The organism is Actinomadura atramentaria DSM 43919, assembly GCF_000381885.1.
Taxonomy (GTDB): domain Bacteria; phylum Actinomycetota; class Actinomycetes; order Streptosporangiales; family Streptosporangiaceae; genus Spirillospora; species Spirillospora atramentaria.
Genome location: NZ_KB907212.1, coordinates 264,396 through 288,079, shown reverse-complemented (window position 1 = coordinate 288,079; position 23,684 = coordinate 264,396). Strand labels below are relative to the sequence as shown.

General features: G+C 74.7%; 13 protein-coding genes. 4 read left to right on the top strand and 9 right to left on the bottom strand.

From position 1 onward, the window contains the following. Positions 1 to 5: 5 nt before the first annotated feature. The 6 genes from G339_RS0114700 to G339_RS0114675 form a co-directional block, all read right to left on the bottom strand. Entirely contained in the window at positions 6 to 824 is an 819-nt protein-coding gene (locus tag G339_RS0114700) for a glutamate ABC transporter substrate-binding protein (RefSeq protein ID WP_019631840.1), read from the bottom strand. Between the two features lie 28 nt (positions 825 to 852). Next, the gene (locus tag G339_RS0114695; RefSeq protein WP_019631839.1) at positions 853 to 2,322 is read right to left on the bottom strand and encodes a hypothetical protein; all 1,470 of its coding nucleotides are present in this window, start codon (positions 2,320 to 2,322) and stop codon (positions 853 to 855) included. Then, entirely contained in the window at positions 2,313 to 3,023 is a 711-nt protein-coding gene (locus G339_RS0114690) for an FHA domain-containing protein (RefSeq protein WP_033323092.1), read from the bottom strand. The genes G339_RS0114695 and G339_RS0114690 overlap by 10 nt, the downstream gene beginning before the upstream one ends. A 2-nt stretch (positions 3,024 to 3,025) precedes the next feature. Further along, positions 3,026 to 4,357: a VWA domain-containing protein gene (locus tag G339_RS0114685; protein ID WP_019631837.1), complete on the bottom strand. Its 1,332-nt coding sequence runs from the start codon at positions 4,355 to 4,357 to the stop codon at positions 3,026 to 3,028. Positions 4,358 to 4,404: 47 nt separating this feature from the next. Then, the gene (locus G339_RS0114680; RefSeq protein ID WP_019631836.1) at positions 4,405 to 6,399 is read right to left on the bottom strand and encodes a serine/threonine-protein kinase; all 1,995 of its coding nucleotides are present in this window, start codon (positions 6,397 to 6,399) and stop codon (positions 4,405 to 4,407) included. A 992-nt stretch (positions 6,400 to 7,391) separates the two neighbouring features. Next, complete coding sequence (locus G339_RS0114675; protein WP_019631835.1) at positions 7,392 to 8,642, bottom strand: hypothetical protein; 1,251 nt, start codon at positions 8,640 to 8,642, stop codon at positions 7,392 to 7,394. 275 nt (positions 8,643 to 8,917) lie between these two features. Between G339_RS0114675 and G339_RS0114670 the strand changes: the two genes are divergently transcribed. Both G339_RS0114670 and G339_RS0114665 read left to right on the top strand, forming a co-directional pair. Beyond that, entirely contained in the window at positions 8,918 to 10,219 is a 1,302-nt protein-coding gene (locus tag G339_RS0114670; RefSeq protein WP_019631834.1) for a hemolysin family protein, read from the top strand. Beyond that, entirely contained in the window at positions 10,216 to 11,223 is a 1,008-nt protein-coding gene (locus G339_RS0114665; protein WP_019631833.1) for a hemolysin family protein, read from the top strand. Before G339_RS0114670 ends, G339_RS0114665 begins: the two co-directional genes overlap by 4 nt. A gap of 3,929 nt (positions 11,224 to 15,152) precedes the next feature. On the opposite strand, the gene G339_RS37755 is transcribed toward G339_RS0114665, so the two are convergent. Continuing rightward, positions 15,153 to 15,572 (bottom strand): phage holin family protein, encoded by a 420-nt coding sequence (locus tag G339_RS37755; protein ID WP_084693260.1) that lies wholly within the window; start codon positions 15,570 to 15,572, stop codon positions 15,153 to 15,155. A 141-nt stretch (positions 15,573 to 15,713) separates the two neighbouring features. Between G339_RS37755 and G339_RS0114655 the strand changes: the two genes are divergently transcribed. Continuing rightward, positions 15,714 to 16,379 carry an HAD family hydrolase gene (locus G339_RS0114655; protein WP_026341448.1) on the top strand — a complete coding sequence of 222 codons (666 nt, stop codon included), beginning with the start codon at positions 15,714 to 15,716 and terminating at the stop codon, positions 16,377 to 16,379. Positions 16,380 to 16,423: 44 nt separating this feature from the next. After that, positions 16,424 to 18,271 carry a DNA helicase RecQ gene (gene recQ / locus G339_RS0114650; protein WP_019631829.1) on the top strand — a complete coding sequence of 616 codons (1,848 nt, stop codon included), beginning with the start codon at positions 16,424 to 16,426 and terminating at the stop codon, positions 18,269 to 18,271. 257 nt (positions 18,272 to 18,528) lie between these two features. Here the strand turns inward: recQ and G339_RS0114645 are convergent, their stop codons facing one another. Together G339_RS0114645 and G339_RS0114640 are read right to left on the bottom strand one after the other, a co-directional pair. Further along, positions 18,529 to 21,690, bottom strand: a complete 3,162-nt coding sequence (locus G339_RS0114645; RefSeq protein WP_019631828.1) for an MMPL family transporter — start codon at positions 21,688 to 21,690, stop codon at positions 18,529 to 18,531. A 43-nt stretch (positions 21,691 to 21,733) separates the two neighbouring features. After that, positions 21,734 to 23,530, bottom strand: a complete 1,797-nt coding sequence (locus G339_RS0114640; RefSeq protein WP_019631827.1) for a fatty acyl-AMP ligase — start codon at positions 23,528 to 23,530, stop codon at positions 21,734 to 21,736. Positions 23,531 to 23,684: the final 154 nt, after the last annotated feature.

Genomic DNA, 23,684 nt, shown 5'->3' with positions numbered 1-23,684 from the left:
GCGGTTCAGGAGCACCCCTCGAACTGCGGCACGTACGGGTTGATCCGCAGGCCCGACCGGGCGAACCAGCGGTTCAGCAGGCGTGCCGCCGTGCCGTCCTGGTACATGCGCGTGATCGCCCGGTTGACCGCCTCGCAGCCCGCCAGGTCGCCCCTGCGCAGGCCGACGCCGTACTTCTCGTCGGTGAACGGCGCGTTGAGGACGCGCGTGCCGGGCGCGGCGAAGCCCGCGAGGATGAGGTCGTCCGTCGAGACGGCGTCGATCCGCCCGGCGGCGAGCGCGCGCATGCAGTCGCTGTAGGTCGGCGTCTCCACCGGCACCGCCGCGACCTCGCGCTCCTCGGTGACGCGCCGCCAGGAGTTGGAGCCGGTGACCGCGCAGATCCGCTTGCCCTTCAGGTCCCGGACGTTCCCGATCGAGCGGTCGTCGGCGCGCACCGCCGTGTCCTGGTGCGCGACGTAGTACGGGCCCGCGAACGTCACCTGCGTCTTGCGGCGCGCGGTGATCGAGTACGACGCGACGATGAGGTCCACGCGGCCCGACGCGAGCGCCTTCTCGCGGTCCGACGACGGGGTCGTGCGGAACGTGATCCGCGAGCCGGGCACGCCGAGGCGGCCCGCGATGTACCGGGCGACGTCCACGTCGAAGCCGCTGTAGTCGCCCGTCCGCGCGTCGCGCAGGCCGAGGCCCGGCTGGTCGGACTTCACCCCGATCACCAGCGAGCGCTTGCCGGCGACGGAGTCGCCGCCGGACCCGCCCAGGCCGCACCCGGCGGCCGCCAGGCCCAGCGCGGCGCACGCCGCTCCGACGCGGACGAACCGCATGTGCCCTCCCAACGAAGTCACCGGTGCCTCACCGGAATTCGGCGAGCCGGGGGCGGACGCCCGCCAGGACGAGCACGGCGGCACCCAATGCCGTGACGGGCGGGAGCCAGTTCCAGCCGCGCAGGTCGTCGTCGGCCGCGCGGGTCGCGGCGGCCAGCGTGCGGCGGTGCGCGTCGCGCAGGTCGCCGAGGGCGCGGTCGTAGGCGTCGAACGTGCCGATCGCGCCGGAGCCGCCCGTGCCCATGCGCAGGTTCACCGCGCCGGTGTGGTCGCCGCGGCCCGCGAGCTGGCGCATCTTCCGGTCGTTCTCCAGGACCGCGCGGTAGGCCGTGAGGGTGCGGACGAGTCCCCGCTCGTCGCGCGCCTGGCGCGCCTCGTCGCCGAAGAAGCCGAGGAACGCGCCGTGGCCCGACGCCGCGTCCGCGACCTGGCGGCCGAGGCCCGCGTAGTACGTCGCGAGGTTCAGCGGCTGGCCCTCGGCGGGCTCGACGTCGAGGACGGCCAGCGACTTGTCCAGGTACGTCTGCTCGTAGGTGTCGGCGCGCTGCGGATCGAGCAGGTAGCGGCTCTCGTCGGCGAACGCGCTGTGGCTGATCGCGCGGGCCCGTGACAGCGCCAGGACGGAGTCGAAGCCGTTCCGCTTGGCGTCGCGCAGGTGGTTCGCCTCGGCGGACAGCGTCGCCGCGCCCGCCGCGACGAGCGCCAGCGTCGCGATCGTCCCGAGCGCGAGCGCCGGGTTCACCGTGCGGCGGAAGCCGCGCGCCAGCCAGACCTGCGCGCCGACGAGCGCCGCCAGCGCCAGCGCGCCCGCGGCGAGGACGGCGTCGCGGCCGTCGAGGACCGCGCTGCGGCGGCTCTCGTACGACGCGCGGACCGTCGCGCCGCTGTCCAGCGTCACGTTGTACGCCTGCGGGAGGATCTGGAGGCGCATCAGATCCGTCGCGCGGCGGTATGTGGCGATGACGTCCTCGGTCGGGCTGCCCGCCGGATAGCCCGCCTGCTTCGCCTGGAGCATCGCCTGCGCGGCGTAGCGCTCGTAGCGGCCGAGGCCGTCCATCACGGCGCGGACCGTGCGGAGGCGGTCGGGGTCGCTGCCCGCGAGCTGCGCGGCCTGCACCGCCGCCGCGTCCGCCTGGCCGCGGTACTGGTCGTAGCGCTTCACCGAGGCGTCGTAGCCGAGGCCGAGGCCGTGGTCCGCGCCGATCAGCAGGACGTCGGCGACCTGCGCGTCCATCGCGCTCAGCGCGAAGTACAGGTCGCCGGTCACGACGACCTGCGGCCCGGCGTCGTGCCCGATCGTGCGGACGCCGCCGCGCGCCTCCCCGATCGCCCCGGCCAGCACGACGGCGAGCAGCCCGAGCAGGACGAGGATCACGGCGGCGCCGGCCCGGATGCGGCCGGGGACGGTCCGCAGCGGCGCCAGGGCGACGGCGAACCGGCCGCGACCCGGCGCGGGATCGGTGCCGTCCGGGGGCGGTGGGGGGTTGCTCAGGACCATGCCGGTCCTCTCTCGTCTAGCGACAGGGTGATCGTCGTCCAGGCCCCGACGTGGACGCGGTCGCCGTCGCCCACGGGCACGGCGACGTTGACGGGGATCGGGTCGGGCGAGCCGTTGATCGTCGTGCCGTTGGTGGAGCCGGTGTCGATGACCGTCCAGCCGCGTCCGTCCGGTCCGGCGACAAGGACGGCGTGCGCGTGCGAGACGCCGGGGTCGGCGGGCGGGACGCTCAGGTCGATCTCCGGCAGCAGCCCGCGCGAGGTGCTGCGCCGCCCGATGCGCACCTTGTCCCCGACGAGCGGCACACGCCGCGCCGGGTTTCCCTCGGGGAACCGCAGCGCCGCCGTGTCCGGCCCGTCCTGCGCCTGGACCTCGGCGAAGTAGTCGGGATCGGCTTCGACGACCGCGAACCACACGCCCGTTCCGCCCGGAACGGGCGATGCGGGCCGTGCTCCGGCATCGTCCGCGGCGGTCCCCGCCGGGCCGGCCTCGCCCGGCTCGGCCGCGTGGCGTTCGGCGGGTCCGGTCGCGCGGGGGGCCGACGGGCTGAAGGCATGGCCGCAGCTTTCGCAGAACGCGCCGCCGGAGCGCGGCTCGCGGCAGGCCGGGCAGTGGTCCGGTAGCGGCGGCGGCATCTGCTCGCCGCACACGTCGCAGTAGTCGTCGGCGGCGGACTCGTGGCCGCCCGGGCAGGTCGGCATCGTCACGCCCCCGGCTCGCCCGGCCGCGTCCGCGCGGTGCGGCCCGTCCCGGGCGACGGCTCGCCGAGCCGGGTCGGGACCGTCCGGACGGAGCGGGTGTCGAGGGACATCTCGTCGGCCTTGGCGACGTCCTTCTTCAGCCGGACGGTGCCCGACGCGGCGTCCAGCACGTCCACGACGCGGTCGAGCAGGTCCGCGACCTGCTCGTTCCCGACCTGCCGGGCCAGGACGACGGCGCGGCCGAGGCGCGCGGTCGCGGTCTCCTCGTCGCCCTCGCGCCGCGCGGCGAGCCCCTCCTGCACGGCTTCGGCGAGTTCGGCCTGGTCGGTGTGGCGGGCGACGCGGCCGTTGATGAGCGTGGCGCGGCCGACGTCGTCGGTCCACTCCGCGAGGACGTCCCCGGACGCCGCCGCCTCGCCGCCGGGCAGCAGCAGCTTCGCCCACGCCGCCCGCATCCGGCGTCCGACGCCGCCCGGCGGCACCTCCACGCACAGGTGGTACTCGCGTTCCTCCGCGCCCCACGCGCCGAGCGGGTAGTCGACGGTCTGCCGCCCGGACGGGACGCCGCGCGCGGTGAGGTCGTCCAGCACCGGAGCCATCTGCTTCACGAAGCGCAGCCGCGCGTGCTGCGGCGTCCACACGCGCAGCGCGACGTCCGGGACCTCCTTGGCCATCGCCGTCTCGGTCAGCTCGCGGAACCGCTGTTCGAGGTCGTCGGGTTCGGCGACGTCCAGGAACTCGCCGAGCAGCACCGAGGAGATCCGGCGGAGTTCGGCCACGGCCCAGTCCGTCCCGACGCCGAGCGCGTGGCAGGTGAACCCGCCCGCGCACCGGTCGAGGGCGCGGCCGAGCTCGTCGGCGGTCTCGTGCTGGTTCTTGCCGTCGGTGAGCAGCAGCGCGTGGCGGACGGCGTCGGGGCGCGCGGCGAGGAGCTTGTGCGCGAACAGCAGCCACGTTCCGATGGCGGTGCCGCCCTTCGCGTCCATCGCCTCGACGGCGTCCTTCGCCCGCGCGCGGCTGCGCCCGTCCATCCGGACGAGCCGCTCCGGCGACGGCGGGTAGATCATCCGCGGCTGGTTCGCGCCGCCGACGACCGCGAAGTGGACGCCGTCGCGGATCGTGTCGAGCGCCGTCAGCGCGGCGCGCTTGGCCGCCCGCAACTTGCCCCCGTACGTCATCGACCCCGACGTGTCGAGGACGATGACCTGCGCGGCCTCCGCGGGCCGCCCGCCGCCCAGCGACCGGACGCCGAGGACGGCGTGCATCTCCCGGCCGCCCGCCGGAAGGTACGGGTTCTGGTCGACGGTGAGGCGGAACTCCGGAACGTCGCTCATCGTGGGGCTCTCCCGGGGGGATCGGTCGGCATGCGGCGGCGGGGTCCTCAGAACAGCGTCCGCGGTCGGACGGCGTTGGCGCGGCGGACCAGCGCGTGCCGCGCCGCCGCCCCGTCGGCGAGCTTGGCGAGCAGCCGGTACGTCTCCTCCAGGCGGCGGCGCAGCGCGGGCTCGGTCAGCGGGACGCCGAGCAGGTCGCCGCCGCCCGCCGCGCCGCCGGGCCGGGCGAGCGCCGCCTCCAGCAGATCGGCGGTGTAGCGGGCGCGGCGCTCGGTGTCGAGCGGCAGGTCCGCGAGGCGGCGGGCGGCGTCGCGCAGCGCGGCGTCGTCGCGGGGGCCGCCGCGCACCAGCGCGGCGAAGGCGCCGAGCTGCGCGGTCTGCCAGTGGCCGGAGCCGCGCGGCACCGAGTCCAGCGCCGCGACCGCCCCCGCCGGGTCGCGCGCGGCGAGGCGGACCCGCGCGAGGCCGAACGCCGCGCTCACGTACGTCTGGTCGGTGCGCCACACGATCTCGTACAGCCGGGCGGCGGACGCGCGGTCGCCGACGGTCTCGCGCGCGAACGCCAGCGCGAGCTTGGCGGCGTTCTCGCCGGGCAGCAGCCCGTACAGCCCGTCGAAGTGCGCGGACGCGGCCGGTCCGTCGCCGCCCGCGAGCGCCCGCACGCCCAGGTACCAGCGGACGCGCCAGTCGTCGGGCACCTCGGCGCGCAGCCGCGCGAGCAGGTCCGCCGCCGCCGGGTCGCCCAGCTCGATCCGGACGCGGGCCAGCGCCAGCCGCACCTCGGGCGTGCGGACGGGCGCGGCCTCCAGCGCGGCGGCCAGCTCCGCCGGGTCGCGGGCGGTGAGGCCGGCGAGGAACCGGGCCGCCTGGTCCGCCGCGCGGACGAGCGGGACGGGCAGCGCCGCCGCGGCCTCCGCCGGGTCCAGCGGGACGGGCGGCGCGGCGGGGCCGTCGCCGAACAGGACCGTCCCGGCGGCGCGCGGCTCCGCGCCGAACAGCGGCGACGGCGCGGGGCGCGGCCGCCCGTCCTCGGCGGACAGCACCTCGCGCAGCACGCCGGTGAGCTGGTCGGCCATCTCCGCGGCGCTGGTGAACCGCCGCTGCGGGACCGGGTCGGTGGCGCGCCGCAGCAGCCGGTCGTAGGACTCGAAGCGGCGCAGCAGCGGGACGTCCTCGCGCGGCGGCAGCGTGTGCTTGTACCGGCCGGTGTAGCCCCGGAACGGGAAACTGAGGACGGCCAGAGTCCGGCCCACCGTGTAGAGGTCCGACGAAACGGACGGGCCGGTCTCGGAGACCTCCGGCGCCTGGTAGCCCTCGGTGCCGAAGATCGGGCTGTCGACGTCGAACGCGCGCCGCACGCCGCCGAGGTCGATCAGCTTGAGCTGCTCCTCGGACTGGATCGCGTTGTCCGGTTTGAAGTCGCAGTACAGCAGCCCGACGCCGTGCAGGTAGCCGAGCGCGCGCAGCGCCTCCAGGCCGTAGGCGATGACCTGGCCGAGCGGCAGCGCCGTCTCGTCGCCCGCCTCGGCGCGGCGGCTCTTGAGGATGTCCTTCAGCGACCGGCCGCCGACGTACTCCATGACGATGTAGCCGGAGCCGCCGTGCCGCACGAAGTTGTAGATCTTGACGATGTTGGGGTGCTCGACCTCGGCGAGGAACGCGCGCTCGGCCGTCGACGCCGCGAGCGAGTCCGCGTCGCCGGTGTCGAGCAGGCCCTTGAGGACGACCCACCGGTCGCTGACGTTGCGGTCCTTCGCGAGGTAGACCCAGCCGAGTCCGCCGTGCGCGAGGCAGCCCAGCACCTCGTACTGCCCGGCGACCAGCTCGCCGCCGCGCAGTTTCGGCGTGAACGAGAACGGGTGGCGGCAGTCGCTGCAGAACCCTTCGGTACGGCCGGGGCGTCCTTCGCGGCTGCGGCCGACCTCGTGGCCGCAGCGGCTGCAGAACCGCCGGGACTCGGGCACCCGCGGATCCGCCAGCACCGCCGACGACGGGTCGCGGTACGGGACGGGCGGGACGTCCACCAAGCCCGCGCCGAGCATCCCGCGCCGATGCGCGCCCGTCGACCCGGTGGTCCCGCTCGCGCCGACGCTCCCGCTGGACCCGCTGCCGCCACTGGACGCGGAAGTCCCCACCGATCCCGCCGCAGCCCCCGCGCGCCGCCGCCCGAACGGCGCGGCCCGCCCGACACGCGAACCCCGCCCGGCCCCGACCGCCCCCGGCCCGGACCCCGCACCGCCTTCCGCGGGACCACCCGACTCCGAGCCGCCTGAAGCGGACCCGCCGGATTCCACGCCGCCTTTCGCCGGACCACCCGGCTCCGAGCCGCCCGACGCGAGCCCGCCGAAGGCCGCGCCGCCGTCCGGACGCGCCCAGCCCGACGCGGGCCCGCCCGCCGCCTCCGCTACCGCCCCGCCCAGCGCCCCGTCACCCGCCGCGCCGCCGACCGCGAACCCGCCCGACACACCACCGTCCGCCGAGCCCCCGGACGCGGCCGAGTCGGGCAGCGGTTCCATCCCGCAGACATCGCAGAACCCGTCCACACCGATCGCACCGTCACACCCCGGCTGCGCACAAACCAGCCCACCCCCGCCCGGCACCACACCACCCGGCCCTGAACCACCCGACGCCGCGCCACCCGACGCCGCGCCGACCGATGCTGGGCCACCCGACGTCCGGCCACCCGACGTTGGGCCACCCGATGCTGCAGCGCCCCGCGCTGCGCCGCCCGGTACCGCACCAGTCGGGAGCGCCGCACCGCCGGTCGCGCCGTCCGGTGTCGGACCGCCTGACACATCGCCGCCTGATCCGCCGCCCGACGCCGCGCCGCCGGACGCCGCGCCGCTCGACGTGCCGCCGTTCGCCGAGAGGCTGCCGTTCGTCGGGGCGTTGCCGTTCGGCGGGGGATTGCCGTTCGTCGGGGGGCTGCCCGAGGTCGCCGCCGGGTCGGGTAGGGGTTCCAGGCCGCAGACGTCGCAGAAGCCGTCCTCGGCGACCTCGCCGTCGCAGCCCGGCTGCGGGCAGACCCGTGCGCTCATGTCCGCGTCCCCGTCTCGTGTTCGGCCGACTGGATCGCCCGCTGATACTCCGCCACCGCGACGGTCGCCTTCCGCAGATCGCACGGCGCCGTCCACAACAGGTCACGCGCCCGCGCGTGCAGCGCCGCCACCCGGTCGTCCTCGACGAGCCCGAGCCGCGCGGCCTTCGCCTGGTAGGCGCCGAGGCGGCCGCGCAGTTCCGCGCGCCGGTCGAGGAGCCCGGTGCTGAGCCGCCGGTGCGCGTCCGCGCGCTTCCGCGCCGCACTGGCGGCACGCGCGAGGTCGGCGGCGCGGGCGGCGGCCTCGGCCCACCGCTGCCCGGCGCGGAGCCGGTCGAGGGCGGCGAGGCGGTCGCGGAGCGCGGGCGCGGACGGCGCGAGGTCCGGGACGCCCGGCGCCTCGATCTTGATGAGGACGGTCGCGTGCGCCCGCCGCGCCTCCTCCTCGGCCGCCGCGACCGCGCCGATCCCGGCCGCGAGTTCGCGGGTCCGCTCGGCGTACCCCTCCCGGATCGCGAGGGCGTCCGCCAGTTCGCGGCCGAGCCGGGTGAGTTCGGCGGCGAGGGTGTCGAGCCGCGTCGTCTCCGCGCGCCCGGCGACGACCTGCGAGAGCGGGTCGGTGCGGATGACGCGCCCGAGCGCGGTCAGCTCCCGGCCGAGCCGGTCGAGTTCGGGGCGGCGCGCCCCGTCGAGCCGCCGCGCGAGCCGCGCCGTGTCCTGCCACGCGGTCTCGGCCGCCTCCAGCGGCACGAGCAGCGCCGTCCAGGCCGCGTCGGCGGCGGCGACCACGGCGGCGGCCCGCTCGAACGCCGCCGACATGCGGTCGACGGCCTCGCGGAGCGTGACGCGTTCGACGGGCGGCCCGAGCAGCGTCCGCTTCTCCAGCGGGATCTCGCCGGGCATCGCGACGACGTCGCCGGTGAGGAGCCGCGTCAGCGCGGCCAGGTCGTCGGCGTCCGGGCGGGAGCGGCGGTCGCGCAGCGCGGCCGCCTCGTCGAGGACGCGCTGGTACTCGCCGAACAGCCGCCACAGCAGGGCGACGCGCTGCTGGGTCTCGTCCCAGCGCCGCCACGTCTCCCCGGCCAGCGACGCGCCGTCGAGCAGCCGGTACCCGTCGTGGCAGTCGAGGTCGAGCAGCGCCGCGCCGATCCGCTCGCGTTCCAAGCCGAGGGAGCGCAGGACGGCGTCGACCTCCGTGCGCTCCAGGGTCCGCGCGCGGCGCGCGGCCCCGCTTCCGCTCTCCGTCACGTCGGCCCCGCGGTTCGGTGGTCGGTGCTGGCGGTGTTCGGCCGGGTCGGCGCGCGTGGGCCGCGCCGGGGCTCACCGACCAGTGTGAGCGGTGACACTTTCAGCCACAAGACGTATTAATCCACACATGGCGGTCGACGCTGAGGTCGACGTCACCCCGCCGCCGCTTGTGCTCGGGAACGTCTTGGTATGAAGTGGCGTTCAACAAGCGGAACCCGATCGGAAGGGAGTTGAGAGTCCGCAGTGCCGGACCCCAGTCATAGACCCGGTGCGCAATGCTGACCGCGGTCCTCGGCGTCATCGCCGTCCTCGTGCTCACCGCCGCGACGGGCTATTTCGTCGCGCAGGAATTCGCCTTCGTCGCCGCCGACCGGGCGCGCCTCTCCCAGGCCGCCGAGCAGGGCGACGCCGCCGCGCGGCGCGCCCTCACCGTGATCGGCCGGCTCTCCTTCATGCTGTCCGGCGCGCAGCTCGGCATCACCATGACGACGCTGGTCGTCGGGTTCATCGCCAAGCCCGCCCTCGCCGAGCTGATCTCGCCGCTGCTCGACCTGTGCGGCGTGCCCGCCGGAGCCACCGGCGCCGTCGCGCTCGGCGCGGGCTTCGTGCTCGCCACGCTGATCCAGATGCTGCTCGGCGAGCTGTTCCCCAAGAACCTCGCGCTGGCCAAGGCCGAGGCGCTGGCCCGCGCGCTCGCCCGCTCGACGCTCGTCTACCTCGCCGTCGCCGGGCCCGTCATCCGGCTGTTCGACCGGGCGGCGGCCAAGCTGCTGCGCAGCGTCGGCGTCGAGCCCGTCGAGGAACTGCACAGCGGCGCGACGCTCGAGGAGCTGTCCGACATCATCGGCCGCTCCCACGACTCCGGCCACCTGCCCGACGACCTGTCCGGGCTGCTCGACCGCGCGCTGTCGTTCGGCGAGCGCACCGCCGACGAGGTCATGGTGCCGCGGCCCCGCGTCAGCGTCCTGCCCGGCGACGCCACCGTCACCGACATGATCGCGCTGATTCGCGAGACCGGGCACACCGCGTACCCGATCTACGGGCAGGAGGTGGACGACGTCATCGGCGTCGCCCGCGTCCCCGCCGTCGCCGACGACGCGCTCGACCCGGCCACGCCGCTGCGCGCCGTCGCCGAGCCCGCGCTGCTCGTCCCCGGCAGCCAACCGCTGTACGGGGTGATCGAGCGGATGCGCGAGTCCGGCCAGGAGTTCGCGTGCGTCGTGGACGAGTACGGCGGACTCGCCGGAATCCTGACGTTCGAGGACATCGCCGAGGAACTCGTCGGGGAGATCGCCGACGAGACCGACGCCCACCAGCGCCCCGCCGCCGCCGACCCGGACGGCGCGTGGCTCGTCAGCGCGGGCCTGCGCATCGACGAGGTCACCCGGCTCACCGACCTGGAACTGCCCGAGGGCGACTCCTACGACACCGTCGGCGGGCTGGTCATGGCCGAGCTGCGCCGGCTGCCCGCCGCCGGCGACCGCGTGACGGTCGGGGACGTCGAGATCGAGGTCGTCGCCGTGGCGCGGCGCGTCCCGGCCGAGGTCCGGCTCCGCACCCTGCAGGACGCGTCGTGATCGTCACCCTGCTCGTCACCGTCCTGCTGCTGGCCGGGAACGGGTTCTTCGTCGCGGCCGAGTTCGCGCTCGTCGCCGCCAACCGCGGCCAGCTCGAACGCGCGGCCGAGGGCGGCAGCCGTCCCGCCGCCGCGGCGCTCGCGGGCACCCGCGAGCTGTCGCTGATGCTCGCCGGGGCGCAGTTCGGCATCACCATGTGCTCGCTGGGCCTGGCGATCGTCACCGAACCGGCGTTCGAGCACCTGCTGGAGCCGCCGCTGCACGCGGTCGGCGTCCCCGAGTCCGCGACGAAGGTCATCGCCATCGCGGTGGCGCTGGCCGTCATCACGTTCCTGCACATGGTCGTCGGCGAGATGGCGCCGAAGTCGTGGGCGATCGGCGACCCCGAGCGGTCCGCGACGATCCTCGCGCTGCCGTTCCGCGCGTTCGCGAAGGTGTCCCGGCCGGTGCTCGCCGCGCTGAACGCCCTCACGAACGGGCTGCTGCGGCTCGTCCGGATCGCGCCGCGCGACGAACTGGACGACCACCCGGACGCGCAGCGCCTCAGCCACCTCGTCGGCGAGTCGCGGCGGCTCGGGCTGATCGGCCGTCGCGACCACGAGTTGATCGACCGCGCCATCGCCGCGCGGGAGGGCACCGTGGGGCGGCTCGTCATCCCGGCCGAGTCCGTGACGACGGTCGACGCCGCCGCGCCGGTCGCGGAGATCCGGCGCGTCTCGACGGCGAGCGGGCACAGCCGCCTCGTCGTGACGGACGCGGGGCGGCCGACCGGGATCGTCCACGTGCGCGCGGCCGTCACCGAACCGTCCCTCGCGCGGCCCGCGGCCGAGCTGGCGCACCCCGCGCCGGAGCTGGCCCCCGCGACGACGGTCCTGGACGCGGTATCGCGGATGCGGCGCGCCCGTGCGCCGCTTGCGGTGGTGAACACCCCGGACGGGCGCTTCGCCGGAATCGTCACGCTGGACGACCTGCTGGCGGAGCTGCTGTCGGCGAACCCGCATTGATCGTCTTCATGTGAGACGTTAGAAGACGGACGCCGGGGGAGAAAGTGGTCCCGAGCCGGACGGAAAGCGGGATGGCGAGGGTGAACGAGGAACTGCGCGCACGCGACGGGTACGAGCCGCTCGCCGCCCTGCTCGCCGGACTGGACGCGCCGCCCGGCACGGCGGGCTGGGCGGCGCACCGCGCGGCGCTGGAGGCGTTCCGCGCCGGGCGCGTCGCGGGCGACGCCGACGCGCTCGCCGCCGCCCTCGCCCGCTCGGCGGCCGACGCCGTCCGGACCGGCGACCAGGCGGACGCGGTGCGCGCCGCCGTCGACGCCGCGCTGGAACGCGGCGGGCGGGTCCTGCTCATGGCGCCCCGGCACCGGCTGCCGGAGCTGGTCGCGGCGCTCGACGCCGCGCGCGTCTTCGTCCTGCGGCTCGCGGAGGACCCGGAGCTTCCCGACACCGAGCGCGGACGGCGGCCCGGCGGGGGGACGGTCGAGTTCGCCGCCCCGGCCTCCCGGAGGTCCGACGCCTCCACCGAGACGCGGCAGGACCTGCAGATCGTGCGGGACGTTCCGGGTCGGCGTCCCGGCTCGGGGCGCACCGCCGACTTCACGCTGCCGAAGCCGGAGCCGAAGGGCGGCGGGACGCAGCCGCTGCGGCCGGTGCTCGACGAGTCGCCGTCAGAGTCGACGCATCCCCTGACGCCCGTCCCCGACGACGCCCTGCCCGAGTCCGCGCCTTCGGACGACCGCACCCGCGCGCTCCCAGCGCTTCCGGACCTCCCGCTCTCCGGCACGCACGCTCCCGTGCCGCCGCCCGACGACGCCGACGACCGGCCCGTCCCGCACACGGACGCCTCCGCCGCGACACTCGCCGTCCCGACACCGCCCGACCCCGCCGAGGGCTCGACGGCGACCCTGGCCTTCGAGCCCCTGCCCGACGACCTGGACGACCTCACCTACGCCCTGCCGACCGCCGAGGACGACGCACCGGACGCCGCCGCGAACGCCGACGAGAGCCAAGAACCCGCCGTTCCAGGAACCGCGCCAGACGCGGGAGCAACCGTGGCCCCGACCACGAACACCGGCGAACGGCACCGCGCGGACACGAGCGTTGACGCGAGCACGAACACGAGCGTTGACGCGACCTCGGACGCGGCGACACGCGCGAACGCGAACACGCGCCCGGCCACGGGCTCCAACTCGAACGCGCCAGCCGACACCAGCACGAACGCAACTCCAAGCACGCGAGAAAACACCCGAACAGAGCCGAACGCGAACACTGACGCAACCACGAGCGCGCTCCCAGGCACGAGCCCCGAAGCGGACGCGAGCACGGACACGGGCACGAGCGAAGACACGGCCGCGAACGCGAGCACGAGTGCGAACGAGGGTAGGGACGCAGACGCGAACGCATTCACAAGCACGGCCCCAGGCGCGAGTTCCGGCGCAGACGCGAGCGCGGGAGCGGACGCGAACGTGGTCACGGGCTTGGAAACAAGCGCGGGCGCAGGCGCAGGCGCAGACGCGGGCGCGGGCGCGGGCACGAACGTGGGCGCAGGCACGAGCGCAGGCGCGGGCACGGGCACGGGCACGGACGCGAGCGCGAGCGCAGGAGCGGACGCGGACGCAGCCGCAGGTGCAAACGTAGGTACGGGCTTGGGCACAAGCGCGGGTGCGAGCGCAGGAGTGGTCTCAGGCGCAGACGCGAGCGCGGGAGCGGACGCAGGCGCACGCGCAGGCGTAGGTACGGGCTCGGACACCAGCACGGGCGCGAGCGCGGGCGCACACCCGAGCGCGGACGCGGGCGCGGACGCGGGCGCGAGCACGAGCGCAGGCGTGGACACGGCCGCCAGCACGAGTGCGGACGCGAGCGCGGACGCAAGCGCGAGTTCAGGTGCGGACCTCGACACGGGCGCGGGCACAGAGCTACGTGCAGGATCGGGCTCAAGCCAGGCCACCGGCTACGAGACCAATGCGCACTCGGGTTCGGTGTCGGCGAGTGAGTCGGGTGGCGTTCCCGCGGCGGGCAGCGGGTCCGGTGGGCGGCCTGGCGCGGGGCGATCGTCGTCGGTCGGGAGGAGCACCGGGCCGCTTCGTGAGCGTGATGTCGCTTTCGCGTCGGCCGCGCCGCCGGTCGGTCCCGGAGCGCCCGACGCGACCGGCGCGCCTGGCACGACCGACACGTCCAGCGTGCCCGGTGCGACCAACGCATCCAGCGCAACCGACACGTCCTGTACGACCGACGCGTCCGGTGCGACGGACACGACCAACACGGCCGGCACGGCCGACGCGTCGGGCGTAGCCGACCGCCCCAACCCCTCCGGCGAACCCGACGCAGACGAGAACACCGAACCCGCCCCCGAAACCTGGGTGCGCGCCATCGTCGCGCGGCCCGTCGGGAGTGCGTGGCGGCGGGCGTGGCAGCAGGAAGAGAAGACCCTGCGCCGCGCGCTCCTGTGGCTGGAGCAGTGGCCGCGCGACGCGGCCACGCTCCGCGCGCTGGAAGAGGATCAGCAGAGCCGCAGCGCGGCGGCCGATGCCGAGATCGCCGCGCTGTCCGGCCGCGTCGCGGAGCTGACCGCGGCGGCCGAGCGCGCGGCGGAGGCCGTCCCGGCGCCGGTGGCCGAGCACGAACGGCTCGTCACCGAGCAGGCCGCCGCCGAAGAGGCCGCCGCCGGGCCGCGCGCCGAGGCCGACCGGCTGCAGGCCGAGGCCGACACGGCCGCCGAGGAGGCGCGTGAGCGCACCCGCGTCGCGGACCTCGCCTACCACCGCTGCGTCGAGATCGACGAGCGCACCGCCCGCGCGAACGCGGAGATCCAGGCCGCGCGGCAGCAGGAGGAGCGCCTGACGGCCGATCTCGGCCGGGCGCGCGGCGAGCTGCCCGCGGTCGCCGCCGAGGCCGACCGCCTCCGCGCCGAGGACTCCGACGCCGTCGCCGAGGGCCACGCGAGCTACTACCGGCTGGTGTCGGCCGAGTCGGCGCTGGGCGCGCTGCGGCAGAAGATGTCGCTCTCGCAGCGGCTGCACGTCGCCGCGCCGCCGCCGGAGCTGAAGCGGCTGCGCGAAGAGGTCCGCCGGCGGACCCGGGAGGCCGACGAGGCCGCCCGCCGCGCCAACGAGATCAAGTCCGCCGCCGAGCGCACCCAGACGCACCGCGAGCGGCTGGAGCGGTTCCTGGTGGAGGGCGGCGACCACCTCGTCGCCGCGCGGGACGCGCAGGTGCGGCTCGGCCAGGAGGTCGCCCGGCTGGCCGCCGAACGCGAGGACGCCGTCGCGGCGCACCGCGCGGAGGCGCGCCGCGCCGGGGAGGCGGTGGACCGCGCGACGCAGGCGAGCACCGCCGCGCGGCACGCGCAGCAGGAGGCGCTGCTGCTGGAAGAGCGGGCCGCGGCGGCGGCGCGGGCGGCGGACGCGGCGGGCGAGGCGGTGGCGCGGGCCCGCGCGGCGGCGGACGCGGCGGCCGAGCACGTCACGTCCGCGCGCGAGGACCTGGACCGGCTGCGCGCCGCCGTCGCGGAACGCGTCGCGCTCGACGAGGCGGAGCTGGCGGGCGCGCGGCAGGCGGAGGAACGCTCGCGCGAGCGGGTCCGCGAGTTCTGCGGCGAGGTCCCGGACCCGGCGGAGCTCGGCTCCCGTCAGGCCCGGGTGATGCGCCGCATCGAGACGCTGGAGCGGTTCCTCGCCGGAGACACGACCCGGACCCCCGAGGCGATGCTCGCGGAACTGCCGGACGAGGACGCCGTCGTCTGCGGCTCGCCGCTCGCGCTCGGCGCCGCGCCCGACGCCGACACGCTCGTCGTCGCGGGCGCGGGCGAGATCACCGACGCCGAGTTCCTGATCGGGGCCGTCCGCACCCGCCGCTGGGTGCTGGTCGGGTCGGACGGCGAGCGCCCCGCGCCGTACGCGGGGCACGGCCGCCCGGCGCGGGGCCTGCTGGAGTCAGTCGTCGTCGTCCCCGAGGAGGAGGTGCAGCACCCAGCCGACGACGCCGACGACGATGGCGCCCCAGAACGCGGCCCAGAACCCGTCGACCTCGAAGGGCAGGTCGAGCCGGTCCGCGATCACGCTGGTGAGCAGCAGGAGCAGGCCGTTGACGACGAGCCCGATCAACCCGAGCGTGAGGACGTAGAAGGCGCAGCCGATCGTCTTGACGACGGGCTTGATGAGGGCGTTGACCAGCCCGAAGATGATCGCGACCGCGACGAGCGTGGCGACCTTGCGGCCGGTGGTGCCGGCGGCGTCGCCGACGTCGATCCCGTGGACGACGAGCGTCGCCACCCACAGCGCGACCGCCGTGATTCCGATCTTGATTAGTATCCGCACCCCACGATGATCCCGGCCCGGCCGGGCCGCGGGCATCCCCCTGCGATGCGATTTGCCCGACGTCCGGCTCATCACGGCGGATGAGAACCGGCATGCCAGATTTTGACCGCCGCGAGGCCATCGCCAGATGGCCCCCGGGGCCATCCTGGAAGAGGCCGTTGGGGGGAGGCGGACAAGGTGACCGTGCGAGCCGTGATCTTCGACATGGACGGGGTGCTCGTCGACTCCGAACCCGTCTGGGAGGACGTCCGGCGCTCCTACGTCATCGACCGGAACGGCGACTGGCCGCCGGACACGCAGCGCCGCCTCATGGGCATGAGCACCGACGAGTGGGCGGAGTACCTCGCGGGGCGGCTCGTTCCCGGGGAGAGCGTCGAGGACGTCGCCTACCAGGTCATCGACCGGATGACCGTCCGGTACGCCGACGCGGTGCCGCTGCTGCCCGGCGCCGTCGAGACCGTCCGGCGGCTCGCCGCGCGGTACCCGCTGGGGCTGGCCAGCTCGTCGCCGCGCGCCCTGATCGACCTGGTCCTCGGGCAGCTCGGCATCGCCGGGCACTTCCTCGCGACCGTCTCGACCGAGGAGGTCGACCGCGGCAAGCCCGCGCCGGACGTCTACCGGGCGGTGGCCGCGCAGATGGCGGCGGACCCGGCCGAGTGCCTGGCGATCGAGGACTCCGCGGTCGGCCTGCGCGCGGCGCGCGCCGCCGGGATGCGGCTCATCGCCGTCCCCCGGCCGCACTTCCCGCCGGGCGAGGACGCGCTGTGCTGCGCGGACGTCGTCGCGGGGAGCCTTGCGGAGATCACCGACGACCTGGTGCTGGAGCTGGGCGAGTCCCCCTGACGCGTTCCGTCCCCGCCGTCGCACCCGCCTCGTACGATGGGGGAATGGCGCCCCCCACTCCCACCGGCACCGAGACCACCGAGACCGAGGCGCTGCGCGCGCTGCGCCGCGTCTTCGGCTACGAGACGTTCCGCGACGGGCAGCAGGAGATCATCGAGCACGTCGTGGCGGGCGGCGACGCGCTCGTCCTGATGCCGACCGGCGGCGGCAAGTCGCTGTGCTACCAGATCCCCTCGCTCGTCCGGCCGGGCACGGGCGTGGTCGTCTCGCCGCTGATCGCGCTCATGCAGGACCAGGTGGACGCGCTGCGCGCCCTCGGCGTCCGCGCCGGGTTCCTCAACTCCACGCAGGACCTCGACGAGCGCCGCCTGGTCGAGGCCGAGTTCCTGGCCGGCGAGCTGGACCTGCTCTACCTCGCGCCGGAGCGGCTGCGCGTCGCCGCCACCGTCGACCTGCTCGACCGCGGCAAGGTCGCGCTGTTCGCGATCGACGAGGCGCACTGCGTCGCGCAGTGGGGGCACGACTTCCGGCCCGACTACCTCACGCTGTCCGGCCTGCACGAACGCTGGCCGGACGTGCCGCGCATCGCGCTCACCGCGACCGCGACCGAGGCCACTCGCGAGGAGATCGCCACCCGGCTCAACCTGGGCGGCGCGCGCCGGTTCGTCGCGAGCTTCGACCGGCCCAACATCCAGTACCGCATCGAGCCGAAGACCGACGCCAAGCGCCAGTTGCTGCGGTTCCTGCGCGAGGAGCACGCGGGCGACGCGGGCATCGTGTACTGCCTGTCGCGCAGCTCCACCGAGAAGTACGCCGCGTTCCTCACCGAGAACGGCGTCGAGGCCGTCCCGTACCACGCGGGGCTGGACCCGCAGGCCCGCGCGGCGCACCAGTCGCGGTTCCTGCGGGAGGACGGGCTGGTCGTCGTCGCGACGATCGCGTTCGGCATGGGCATCGACAAACCGGACGTCCGTTTCGTCGCGCACCTCGACCTGCCGAAGTCCGTCGAGGGCTACTACCAGGAGACGGGCCGCGCCGGGCGCGACGGCCTGCCGTCCACGGCGTGGCTCGCGTACGGGCTGAACGACGTCGTCAACCTCCGCAAGATGATCGACTCCTCCGAGGGAGACGCCGAGCACCGGCGGCGGCTCGGCCGCCACCTCGACGCGATGCTCGCGCTGTGCGAGACGGTCGAGTGCCGCCGGTCGCAACTGCTGAACTACTTCGGGCAGTCGGCGGCGGAGCGGTGCGGGAACTGCGACACGTGCCTGAACCCGCCCGAGACCTGGGACGGGACCGTGCCCGCGCAGAAGGTGCTGTCCACGATCGTCCGGCTCGACCGGGAGCGGCGGCAGAAGTTCGGCGCGGGCCACATCGTGGACATCCTGCTCGGCAAGAAGAACGCCAAGGTCGTCCAGTTCGACCACGAGTCGCTCAGCGTGTTCGGCATCGGGTCGGAGCTGCGGGAGGCCGAGTGGCGCGCCGTCGTCCGGCAGCTCCTCGCGCAGGGGCTGGCGACGGTGGAGAGCACCTACGGGTCGCTCGTCCTCACGCCCGCGAGCGCCGAGGTGCTGCGCGGCGACCGGAAGGTCATGCTGCGCCGCCAGCCGGAGCGCGCCGCGCCCGCCCGGTCGTCGGCGAAGGAGCGCCGCGCTCCCGTCGAGCTGCCCGCCGAACTCGCGCCGGTCTTCGAGCTGCTGCGCGCCTGGCGCGGCGCGACGGCCAAGGAGCAGGGCGTGCCCGCGTACGTGATCTTCCACGACGCGACGCTCCGCGAGATCGCGACCGTCCGCCCGTCGTCGCTCGCCGAACTGGGCGCGATCAGCGGGATCGGCGAGAACAAACTGGCCAAGTACGGCGAACAGGTCCTGGCGGTCCTGGCCGACGCGTGACCGCCCGGTCCTGACAGTTCGTCCATCGGCGCGAACCGGTCGGTCAGCGGCGCGGGCGCGGGCCGGGCCGCGCCCGGGCTCACGTGCAGCGGCAGGTCCCCGCGTGGTAGTTCGCGCGGGTGCGAAGCGGTCGCCTGCGCGGGCTCGCCCGGCGTCCGCCCGGGTGGTTGAGCGCGCTGTCCGGCGTCGGCCCGAGCGGGTGGGCGCGCGGTGTCCGGCGGGTTGAGGTCCGGGCCGCTGACCGGCGTGGGCGCGGGTCAGGTGTCGTCGTCCTCGACGGTGCGCCAGGTCCAGCCGACGCCGTCCGGGTTCGGCATGATCTCGCGGCGCACGCCGTTCTGGGGGCGGCTCGGCGGTTGCGGCTGGCCTTCCCGCCACGGACGCCACGGGCCGTCGTCGCCGCCGGGCCCGCTGGGGCGCGCGCCGCGCGGGGCGGCCGTGCGGCCGGGCTGGGGGCGCATCCGGTAGCCGCCGATGTCGCTCGGAAGGTCTCCGGCGGGTGCGCCCGGCTCCCCGCCGAAGCGCAGTCCGGGCGCGTCAGCGCGGCCGGACTCGGCACGGCCCGCGCGCGCCGGGTCCGCGCCGTCCGGGACGAGCGCGTCAGCGCGCATGCCGCCGCCTACGGGCGCGGCGTCGGTACGTGCCCCAACGGGGGGAACATCATCGGCAACCGCGCCGCCAGCGGGCGTCCCACCGATACCCGTACCGCCAGCGGGCATCCCATCGGCGCCCGTACCGCCAGCGGGCATTCCATCGGTACCCGCGCCACCGGTGGACGCGGCGTCCGTACGCGCCCAACCGGCGGGCGCGCCATCAGTGCTCGCGTCGTCGGCGGGGATTCCACCGGTGGCCGCGCCACCGAACGGCACCCCGTCAGCAGTTGCGGGTGTGTTGTCGGTGCGGGCGGCGGCGGGTCTCGGGGCGGGGGCCCAGGAGAGTTCCACCGGCGCGGTCTCGCTCGGGGAGGCGTCGGGGACGGGCTCGTCCCGTCCGGCACCGGCCGCGGCGTCCGACACGGGCGCCGCCGCGAACACCGGGCGGCGCGGCGGCTCGTCCGCCCCGTGCCACTGGACCGCGTACGGGAACGGCTGGTCCGCCGGGAGCGGCGGCGGCGCGGCGGGCCCGGCGCCGCCCGCGTCGCTGACCTCCCGCAGGTCGACCATCGAGTGCAGCCCGGCGAGGAAACGCGGCAGCCACCAGTTCGCCGCGCCGAGGAACCGCATCGTCGCCGGGACGAGCAGCGCGCGCACCAGCGCGGCGTCCACGACGACCGCGACGAACATGCCGACGCCGATCAGCTTCACCACGGTGATCCCCGCGAGGCTGAACGCCGCGATGACGACGAGGAACAGCGCCGCCGCGCTGCTGATGATCCCACCGGTGTACTGCATGCCCCGCGCGACGGCGAGCCGGTTGTCGTGCGTGTGGTCCCATTCCTCGCGAATTCGGCTGAGCAGGAAGACCTCGTAGTCCATCGACAGCCCGAAGACCACGGCGAGGATGAGGATCATGCTCGTGGCCTCGACGCTGTCGGTCACTGTGAAGTGCAGGATTCCGGCGAGGTGCCCGTACTGGAACCCCCAGACGATCACGCCGAACGACGCCCCGATGGACAGGACGTTCATGATGATCGCCTTGATCGGCAGCAGGATCGACCCGAAGAACATGAACAGCAGCAGGAACGTCGCGCCGCCGACGACCGCCGCCATCTTCGGCAGGCTCCGCATCAGGCTCGCCATCTGGTCGATCTGCATGGCGGTGGTGCCCCCGACGTCGAGGTGCATCGGGTAGCCGTCCTTGGTCAGCGTCAGGCCCCGGATCGTCTTCACGAGGTCGATGTTGCGCTGGTCCATCGGCGAGTACTTCGTGTAGACGGAGATCCGGATCGCGCCGTAGTTGGACGAGTAGCCACTGAGCTTCGCGTCGTTCACGCCGGGGAGCCCGTCCAGGCGGGCGCGGAAGTCCTCGATGTAGCTGGGGATCGCGTCGCCGGCCTTCGTCGGCTTCCAGTTCCGGGGGATGAGGTCGCCGGAGACCACCACGTCGATGGGCTCGGCCGAGCCGCTGGGGAACTCCTTCTGGACGGTTTCGACGACCGAGCGCGTCGTGCTGCCCTCGGGGAGCTGCCGGACGTCGATGTTTCCGAAGCGGATGTTCAGGAACGGCCCGGCCATGACGCCGAGCACTACCAGGACGATCGCGAAGTACGGCAGCGGGTGCTTCATGACGTTCTGGCCCAAGCGGAACCAGAACTTGCGCTCGTCCCGGTCCTCCACGACGCGGCGGCGGCGCCACGGCATCTGGCCGAACTCGATGCCGCGTCCGAACACGGCGATCAGCGTCGGGAGGAAGACCGTCGCGCCGAAGACGGCGACGAGCACGGTCGCGATGCCCGCCATGCCGATCGTCCGCAGGAACATCTGCGGGAAGACGAGCAGTCCGGCGAGCGCCGCCGACACCGTGATGCCCGAGACCATGATCGTCCGGCCCGCGGTGGCCATCGTGCGGCCGAGCGCGGCCTGCGCGACCGGGTTCGCGAGGCGCTTGTACGCCTTGCGTTTGGCGCGCCGCTCGGACCGGTCGGAGAACTGTTTCCAGGGCTTGCCCAGGGGCATTGAGCGGTCGCTCAAACCCTTGGCGTACTCCTCGCGATATCGGCTGATGATGAACAACGAGTAGTCGATCGCGAGACCGACGCCCATCATCGTCACGACTTCCAGCGCCATCGAGTTCACGTCGGCCACGAACGAGATGACGTGCAGGAGCGTGAAGCCGCCCGCGATGGAGAACAGCGCCACGTACAACGGCAGCGACGCCGCGCCGAGCGCGCCGAACAGCAGCACCAGCAGCAGGAACAGCGGCAGCAGCGTGATCTTCTCGGCGCGGACGATGTCGGAGACGACCTGCTGCCCGAACTCGGTGCCGAGCGGATACGCGCCGCCGAGGTGCGTCTCCAGATCAGGCGCGGCGAGCCGGTCCTTGACCCACAGGTAGCTCTCGCCGCGGGCCTTGTCGTCCTTGCCCTCCATCATCAGCGAGACGATCGTGGAGTGCCGGTCCTTGGACGCCAGGCTCTGCGCGTTCTTGTGGTCCAGCGACCAGTACGACAGCTCGGACTTGACCTTGTCCTTCGGCAGCCGCGCGATCGTCGTGATGACGGACCGCATGAACGCCGGATCGTCGACCGTGAGCGTGTCGCTCTTGTAGAGGATCAGGATGTCGGGGTTGGTGCTGCCGAAATAGGTGGCGCCGAGCTTGGCGACCAGCGACGACGACGAGTTGGGGTCGTCGTACCCGCCGTCCTTGAACTTCCCGAGGACGCCGAGGCCCCACGCCCCCGCGACCCCGATCCCCACCAGGATCACGATGAGGCTGATCCAGCGCCGCCGGTGAAGGAGCCGACCCAGCCCCGTAAGCATGATCCTCCTGGTGTGGTGCGGCCTCCCGGCCGGTGCCGGCCGGTTACTTGCGGGAGGCGATGCGCGCGGCCGTCGTCAGCAGCGCGCCGTCAAGGTACCGCTGCCGCGTCGCGGCCCGAGCGATCTTGCCGCTGGAGGTGCGGGAGATCCCGCCCGGCTCGATCAGCAGGAACTCGTGGACGCTCATCTCGTGCTCGACGTTGATCGCGGCGCGCACCGCCGACTCGACCTCCTCCAGGTCGAGGCGGCCGAGCGGGACGCGCCGGTTCCGCTCCGCGACGACGACGAGCCGCTCGGTCTCCCCGCCCGGGACCGCGAACGCCGCCACGAAGTCGGGCCGGACGGCGTCGTGCGCCTCCTGGGTGGTGACCTCGATGTCCTGCGGGTAGTGGTTGCGGCCGTCCACGATGATCAGGTCCTTGATGCGGCCCGTCACGTACAGCTCGCCGCCGTGGACGACGCCGTAGTCGCCGGTCTTCATCCAGGGCCCGGCGGGCAGCTCGCCCGGTTCGGCGAGCTCGCCGCCGAACGTGTCCTGGCTGCGCTCGGAGTTGCGCCAGTAGCCGTGCGCGGTGTTCGGGCCGTGGACCCAGATCTCGCCGACGGTCCCGTCCGGCCGCTCGACGCGCGTCTCCGGGTCGACGATCGCGACGAGCTGCCCGTAGGGACGGCCGCACGACACCAGCGCGGTGGTGCGGTCGCCGTCCGCCGGGGACTCGACCAGCACGCCCTGCGTGAGCTTGTCGCGGTCCACCGTGATCACCCGGGGCGGGACGTCGTCGGCGGCGGCCGACACGAACACCGTCGCCTCGGCGAGCCCGTAGCCGGGGGCCTGTGCGCCCGGCCGCAGCCCGGCGGGCGCGAGCGCCGACGCGAACGCCTCCAGCGTGGACGGCCGGATCGGCTCCGCGCCGTTCAGGCACGTCGTGAGGCCGCCCAGGTCAAGGTCCTTGATCTTCGCGGGCTTGGCCATCGACGCGACGTACTCGAACGCGAAGTTCGGCCCCGCCGTGTAGACGTTCCGGCCGGGACGGCTGGCGATCAGCTCCATCCACCGCATCGGGTTCATGATGAACGACACGGGATCGGTGTAGATCGCGTGGTTGCCGTTCACCAGCGGCAGCGCCATCGTCGCGATCAGGCCCATGTCGTGGAACAGCGGCAGCCAGCTCACCAGCTCGGGGTCCGGCCGCTCCGGTGCCCAGCCCGCCCAGAGCTGCGCGGCGTTCGCGGTGACGTTCCCGTGCGTGATCTCCACGCCCGCGGGGCGGCGCGTCGAACCGGACGTGTACTGCAGGTACGCGAGGTCGTCGAAGCCGATCGGCTCGTCCCGCCAGGAGTCGGCGAGGTCGGCGTCCACCTCCTCCGCGAAGATGATCTCGCGGGGCTGCGGGACGTCGTGGTCCGCGAGGAACTTCTCGACGTGCGGCAGCGCGTTGCGCGTCGTCACGATCACGGCCGGTTCGGCGTCGGCGTACGCGCCGATCAGCCGGTCCGCGTGGCCGGGCAGGTCCGGCGAGAACAGCGGCACCGCGACGATGTGCGCGTACATCGCGCCGAGCATCGTCATCATGTACTCGAGCGTCTGCGGGAGCAGCAGCGCCGCGCGCTCCCCCGGCTCGGCGGCCTGGCGCAGCCGGACCGCCGTCGCGCGCGCCCGCCGGTCCGTCTCCGCCCAGGTCAGCGTGGTGTGCGCCCCCGACGGGGCCAGGGAGTAGTCGACGAAGGTGAAGGCGGGGGCGTCCGGCTTCTCCTCGGCCCAGCGGGCGACGCGCTCGATGAGCGGCGTGCGCCCGGAACCGCCGGGCCGGAGTTCGGGAAGCAGCGAACCCAGTGCCATTGATCAAACTCCCGGGGGATGGGCCGGAGGGCGCGGGACGCGCTCCATCGGCGGATGTGCGGCGGCGACGCCGGGCGGGCGGACGCTCGCCACGGCGACCGGCAGGATCGTGCATGGTGAAGCTACCCGAAGGTAAACGCGGCGCGATATTAGC